This window comes from Rhizobacter sp. P3_B12, assembly GCF_056402895.1.
In genome coordinates this window covers 1-6,154 of the sequence record NZ_JBFUGN010000312.1, presented here as the reverse complement: position 1 = coordinate 6,154, position 6,154 = coordinate 1, and the positions used below count along the sequence as shown (strand labels likewise).

Annotated in this window: 6 protein-coding genes and 2 tRNA genes; 7 read left to right on the top strand and 1 reads right to left on the bottom strand. The window is 67.1% G+C overall.

The window, feature by feature from the left end:
• The 3 genes from AC1D01_RS16990 to AC1D01_RS16980 form a co-directional block, all read left to right on the top strand.
• Positions 1-351: hypothetical protein (locus AC1D01_RS16990; RefSeq protein WP_477868253.1), on the top strand; the 351-nt coding region annotated here is incomplete at its 5' end.
• A gap of 72 nt (positions 352-423) precedes the next feature.
• Positions 424-500 (top strand) — tRNA-Pro (locus AC1D01_RS16985).
• 41 nt (positions 501-541) lie between these two features.
• Positions 542-618: transfer RNA gene (locus tag AC1D01_RS16980), tRNA-Arg, on the top strand.
• A 202-nt stretch (positions 619-820) separates the two neighbouring features.
• On the opposite strand, the gene AC1D01_RS16975 is transcribed toward AC1D01_RS16980, so the two are convergent.
• A complete protein-coding gene (locus AC1D01_RS16975) occupies positions 821-1,594 on the bottom strand; it encodes a helix-turn-helix transcriptional regulator (RefSeq protein ID WP_477868251.1) in 774 nt (257 codons plus the stop codon).
• A gap of 183 nt (positions 1,595-1,777) precedes the next feature.
• On the opposite strand from AC1D01_RS16975, the gene AC1D01_RS16970 reads away from it, so the two are divergent.
• The 4 genes from AC1D01_RS16970 to AC1D01_RS16955 all read left to right on the top strand — a co-directional run.
• Positions 1,778-3,031, top strand: a complete 1,254-nt coding sequence (locus AC1D01_RS16970; RefSeq protein WP_477868249.1) for an ABC transporter substrate-binding protein — start codon at positions 1,778-1,780, stop codon at positions 3,029-3,031.
• Positions 3,032-3,033: 2 nt separating this feature from the next.
• Complete coding sequence (locus AC1D01_RS16965) at positions 3,034-3,918, top strand: carbohydrate ABC transporter permease (protein WP_457330327.1); 885 nt, start codon at positions 3,034-3,036, stop codon at positions 3,916-3,918.
• A complete protein-coding gene (locus AC1D01_RS16960; protein ID WP_477868246.1) occupies positions 3,915-4,817 on the top strand; it encodes a carbohydrate ABC transporter permease in 903 nt (300 codons plus the stop codon). Before AC1D01_RS16965 ends, AC1D01_RS16960 begins: the two co-directional genes overlap by 4 nt.
• A gap of 37 nt (positions 4,818-4,854) precedes the next feature.
• The coding region (locus AC1D01_RS16955; RefSeq protein ID WP_477868244.1) for a glycoside hydrolase family 127 protein at positions 4,855-6,154 on the top strand (1,300 nt) is incomplete at its 3' end.

Sequence of the window (6,154 nt, the reverse complement as noted above, 5' to 3'; positions counted from 1 at the left end):
GCCACGCCCACCTCGGTCACGCTGCTGAAGAGCACCGGCAAGTACTGGGGCAAGAAGAACTTCACCGTCACCATCACCAAGCCGGGCTTCCAGACGCAGGTCATCCCGGTCACCGCGTCGGCCAACGGCTGGTACATCGCCGGCAACCTGGTGTTCGGCGGCCTGATCGGCTGGTTCATCGTCGACCCGCTGAGCGGCAACATGTACACGCTGTCGCCGGAAGCCGTGGCGGGCACCCTGGCCACGGCCAAGTCCGCGCACAACAACACGGCCAAGGACGGCAGCATCGCCATCATGCTGATCGAGGACGTGCCGGCGGCACTGCGCTCGCAGATGGTGTCGGTGCGTTGATGCCACAGTGCGCTTTGTTCCAGCGCACTCCACGGCCGGCAACCGGCCGGTGCTGGTTACAATGCGGCCGTTCGGGGTGTAGCGCAGCCTGGTAGCGCAACTGGTTTGGGACCAGTGGGTCGGATGTTCGAATCATCTCACCCCGACCATCAACTCTTTCCCATCTGCAGGCCTTCAGCCTGTCCCCTCGCTGCCCGTAGCTCAACTGGATAGAGCAGCTGCCTTCTAAGCAGCAGGTCGGGGGTTCGAGTCCCTCCGGGCAGGCCAGTATTGGCGCGGGTTTGCGGTCGGTTCCGCAGTTCAAATTTCTAACGCCGGCACATTCTTCTAACGCGTAGCCCGGTCTTGCGCGCGACTTTGTGCCGCAAGTAGTCCGCCGTCTGCGCTTCGGTCGAGTRCTGGCCCATCTTCCGGGCCTCGCCAATCCCCTGCCGCGCGTCCTTGTCGGTCAGGGCCTGGCCGCGTCACGTCACCCCGTATTCACATGCACCCGCAGGTGCAGCCRCCGGTACGCCTGCGGCGTCATGCCGGTCGATCGCTTGAACAGCCGCCGGAAATAGCCGGCGTCGTCGAAGCCGCAGCGCGCGGCGATGGCATCGATCGAGGTCTTGCCTTCGGCCAGCAGGGCCGTCGCCTGGCGCAGCCGCCGCAGGTGGATGGCCTCGGTCAGCGTGCAGCGGTAGATGGTGCGGAACACCCGCCCCAGGTAGTCGGCGTTGCAGCCCAGCGCCGCGGCAATCGTCGAGGTGCTCATCGGTCCGTGGAAGCCGGTGCAGATCAGCGCCTCGGCCCGCGCCGCCAGCACGGCCGCCGAGCTGTCCTGCACGCTGCCGATGGTCCCGACGGCGCGCGAGTTCGTCACCTCCCACAGCATCAGCATCAGCATCAGGCTCATCGGAACCTGGCGCTCGCCCAGCAGCTCCTGCTCGTTCAGGAAGCGCCGGAACAGGCTGGTCATCTGCTCGGGGCGCGCCACCATCGCGTGCTGCGGCACGTCGAGCATCTGCGCGGCCTGCCGCGCCGGCTTGGCGGGCAGTACGAAGTGCGCCCAGAAGACCTGCAGGTCGGGCGGGTAGGGCAGGGTACCGCCGTGCTCCTTGCCGGGCCACAGCAGCAGCGTCTCTTCGGCGCCGACCCGGAATTCGCGCCCCGCCTCCTCGATGCCCAGCATGCCGCGCTTGACGTACAGCAGCTCGAACGAATCGATCACGCGGCGCGGGTGCTCGCCCACGCCACGCGACATGAAAAGCCCGCCGTTGGTTGCCTGCAAGGCCATCGAGAGCGCAAACGAGAGGCTGCTGTCCTGCATTCGAAGGAAGTCGGATTTGTCCCGTTTTGCTCGGGCTTTGTCATCTTGTTGGCCGCATTCGTTGCTGTCAACATGGCTTTCACCGCGCACCAACACCAACAAGCAGGAGACAAACCCATGCGTAGTCCCAACTGGGCGAGACAGCTCGCCGGTGGCCTGGCGGCTGTGCTGCTGGCAGGCGGCGTCCACGCCCAAGCCGGCCAGGAGATCAGCTTCTGGATCCGTGCCGCAGACGCCGGCTTCGTGGAGCCGCTGGTCAAGACCTGGAATGCCAAGCAGGCCAACAAGGTGGCGCTGACCGTCATCCCGAGCGATGACTTCGTCACCAAGTTCGGCACCGCCGTGGCGGGCGGCGCGGCACCCGACGTGGTCGCAATCGACCTGATCTTCGTGCCCGCCTTCGCGCAGGCCGGGCAGCTGAGCGACATCGGCGCCGAGGCGCGCGGCCTGCCGTTCGCGAAGAGCCTGTCGCCCTCGCACGTCCGCCTGGCCATGTACGGCGGCAAGCAGTACGCCGTGCCGTTCAGCGCGGAAAGCTCCTTCCTGCTCTACAACAAGGCGCTGTTCAAGCGCGCCGGCCTGGACCCCGAGAAGCCGCCGACCACGCTGGCCGAACTCGAGGCCTACGCCCGCAAGATCGCCGCGCTGGGTGGCGGTGTCAAAGGCTTCTACTTCTCCGGCGCGTGCGGTGGCTGCAACATCTTCACGATGACGCCCTACGTCTGGGCCTCGGGCGGCGACGTGTTCTCGGCTGACGGCAAGAGCGATGCGCTCGACAACCCCGCGCTGCGCAACACGCTCGCGATGTACCGCCGCCTCTGGAAGGACGGCGTGATGCCCGGCGGCGTCAAGACCGACAACGGCAGCAACTTCATCAGCCCGTTCTTCTCCGGCAAGATCGGCATGCAGGGGACGGGCGCCTTCGCGATCGGCCTGCTGAAGAAGGACCACCCCGAGATCGACTTCGGCGTGGCGCCGCTGCCCGGCGAGAAGGGCGGCAGTGCCAGCTTCGCCGGCGGAGACTCCATCGCCATCCCGGTCGGCTCCCGGCACAAGAAGGAGGCCTGGGACTTCATCACCTGGTGCCTGTCCGAGGAAGTGCAGGTCGAACAGTTCGCGAAGAACGGCAGCATTCCGGTGCGTGCCGACCTGGCCGACAACGCCTACAGCCGGCAGGACAGCCGCTTCGCGATGGCGTCGGTCGCGATGCAGTCCGGGCGCACGCCGTACTCGGTGCACTTCAACCAGCTGATCAACGACCCCAACGGCCCGTGGCTCGCGATGATCCAGGAGGCGGTGTTCGGCAAGGGCGTCGACGTGGCCATCAAGGACGCGCAGGCCAGGTTCCGGCAAGTCCTGGCCGCGCCCTGAGGATGCTGGCACTCCTCGGCCTCAGGGTTCCCCGCGGGCGCGCCGGCCTGCTCTTCATCCTGCCGTGCCTGGCGGTGACGACGCTGTTCTTCATCGTCCCGCTGCTGATGACGGCATGGATGTCGCTGAACAACTGGCCCCTGCTCGGCCACCCGAGCTTCACCGGCCTGAAGAACTACCTGGACCTGTTCCACGATGCGTCCTTCTGGGGCAGCGTGCTCTTCACGGTGAAGTACACGCTGGTCGTCACGCCGGCGATCTTCCTGTTCGCGTTTGCACTGGCGCTGCTGGTACACCGTGGCGTGCGCTTCGTCGGGATCTTCCGCACCGCCTATTTCCTGCCGGTGGTGATCGGCATGACCACGGCCAGCCTGCTGTGGACCTGGCTGTTCAATGACCAGGTCGGCATCTTCAGCGCCGTGCTGATGGATCTTGGCTGGATCGACGAGCCGGTGCAGTGGCTCGGCGACACCTACAGCGCGCTGGCCTCCATCGTGGTGATGGTGCTGTGGAAGGCGGCCGGCTTCACGATGGTGATCCTGCTGGTGGGCATGCAGGCGATCCCGGTCGACCTGTACGAGGCGGCCAGCCTCGACGGCGCGCGCTGGTGGGCCCAGGTGCGCCACATCACCATCCCGCTGATGCGGCGCACCTTCGCGCTCGCGCTGACCATGTCCTTCATCGGGTCCTTCCTGGCCTTCGAGCAGTTCTTCGTGATGACGCGCGGCGGGCCGTTCAACAGCACGATCACCGTCGTGCACTGGATCTACCGCGCCTCGTTCACCTACTTCAAGCTGGGCTACGGCGCGGCGATGTCGGTGGTGCTGCTGCTGATGCTGCTGGTGCTCTCCGCCGTGCAGCTGTACCTGCTGAGGGACGAGCGATGATCGAACTCGCGCCGCTCTCGATGCGCCCGCACGCCGTGATCGACACGCCCGGCCACCACCACTGGCGCCGGCTCGGCCTGCAGGCCGCGTACTACGGGCTGTGCAGCGTGCTGATGCTGATGTTCCTGTTCCCGATCCTGTGGTCGCTGCTGACTTCGTTCGAGACCGCGGCCGAAGCCTCGGCGTCGCCGCCGCTGTACTGGCCCAGCCGCTTCTCGCTCGAGAACTACCGCAACCTGGCGAACTACGGCCAGGGCATCGGCCGCTACCTCGGCAACAGCGCCGGCGTGGCCTCGATGACGGTGCTGTTCACGCTGGTGCTCGCGACGCTGGGCGGCTACGGCTTCTCGCGCTTCACGTTCCCCGGGCGGCATGCCTTGTTCATGCTGATCCTGGCGACCTTGATGATCCCGTTCCAGTCCATCCTCAACCCGCTGTTCGTGCTGCTGCGGCTGCTGCACCTGCAGGACACGCAACTCGGCCTGGCGCTGGTCTACACCACCTTCCAGCTGCCGTTCGCCGTCTTCATGATGCGCAATGCGTTCGATGCGGTGCCGAGGGACATCGAAGAGGCCGCGGTGCTCGACGGCTGCTCGCCGCTCGACCTGCTGCTGCGGGTGATGCTGCCGCTGGTCGGGCCMGGCCTCGCGACGGTCGCGTTGTTCGCCTTCTTCGGCTCCTGGAACGAGCTGCTGGCCGCGCTGATCCTGATCTCCGATTCGCGCGCCTTCACGCTGCCGGTGATGCTGATCAACGCGCAGAGCGGCCAGCTCGGCTCCGTCAACTGGGGCTTGATGCAGGCCGGCATCGTGCTCTCCATCGTGCCGTGCGCGGCGCTGTTCCTGCTGCTGCAGCGCTACTACATCCAGGGCCTGATCGCGGGTGCGGTCAAGGCCTGATGCCATCGATCTCCACCGAGTCCACCGGGAACGCTTCATGACATTCGTCGTCGATTTCAGCCGCAGCCGCGGCGCCGTGCTGCGGCCGGTGGCGGTGGCCGCCGTCACGCTGGCGGGCCGCTTCTGGGGGCCGCGCCTGCAGCGCAACGTGGAGGTCACGCTGCCCACACAGTACGACTTGCTGGAGAGCACCGGCCGGCTGAACAACTTCCGGCGCGTGACCGGGCGGTACGACGGGCCGTATGCCGGCATCTTCTTCAACGACTCCGACGTCTACAAGTGGATCGAGGCCGCGTCGTGGGCGCAGGCCGCCGGGCCGGTACCGGTATTGCAGGAGCGTATCGATGCGGCCATCGCGCTGATCGAGGCGGCACAGGGCGACGACGGCTACATCAACACCTGGTTCAGCCTGGAGCGCCAGCACGAGCGCTGGAGCGACCTGCGCGACCTGCACGAGATGTACTGCGGCGGCCACTTGATCCAGGCAGCAGTGGCGCATCACCGCGTCACCGGCAGCACGCGGCTGCTGACCGTGGCGCGGCGCTTCGCCGACCTGCTGTGCGAGGTGTTCGGCCCGGCCGGCGAGGGCAAGCGGGTGATGGTGGACGGCCACGAAGAGATCGAGATGGCGCTGATCGAGCTGGCGCGCGAGACCGGCGAGCCGCGCTACCTGAAGCAGGCCGAGTTCTTCATCCATGCGCGCGGGCACGGCCTGCTGCACGGTGGCCGCATGGGGCTGGACTACTTCCAGGACGACGTGCCGATCCGTGCCATGACGTGTCTGTGCGGCCACGCGGTGCGCGCGCTCTACATGGCCTGCGGCATCACCGATCTGGCGCTGGAGCGCGAGGACGCGGCGCTGCTCGACCGGCTCGGCTCGCTGTGGACCCAGCTGACTCGCCGGCGCATGTACATCTCCGGCGGCATGGGCGCGCGCTACGAGGGCGAGGCGCTGGGCAAGGATTTCGAGCTGCCGAATGCCCGCGCCTACACCGAGACCTGCGCAGCCATCGGCAGCATGATGTGGAACCACCGCATGCTGGCCGCGACCGGCGATGCGCGCCACGCCGACCTGCTGGAGTGGACCTTGTACAACGGCATGCTGCCCGGCTGGGGGCTGGACGGCAGGCACTACTTCTACGTCAACCCGCTTGAAGACGACGGCACGCACCACCGACAGGCCTGGTACGACGTGGCCTGCTGCCCGCCCAACGTGGCCCGCACCGTGGCGGGTCTGCCGGGCTGCGTGTACAGCACCAGCGCCGAGGCCATCTGGGTCAACCTTTTCATCGAAGGGACGGCACGCATTCCGCTGGGCGAACGCACGGTGCAGCTTG

Coding starts and splice junctions, on each gene's coding strand:
- AC1D01_RS16970 (WP_477868249.1), top strand. CDS start 1,778: ATGCGTAGTCCCAACTGGGCGAGACAGCTCGCCGGTGGCCTGGCGGCT.
- AC1D01_RS16965 (WP_457330327.1), top strand. CDS start 3,034: ATGCTGGCACTCCTCGGCCTCAGGGTTCCCCGCGGGCGCGCCGGCCTG.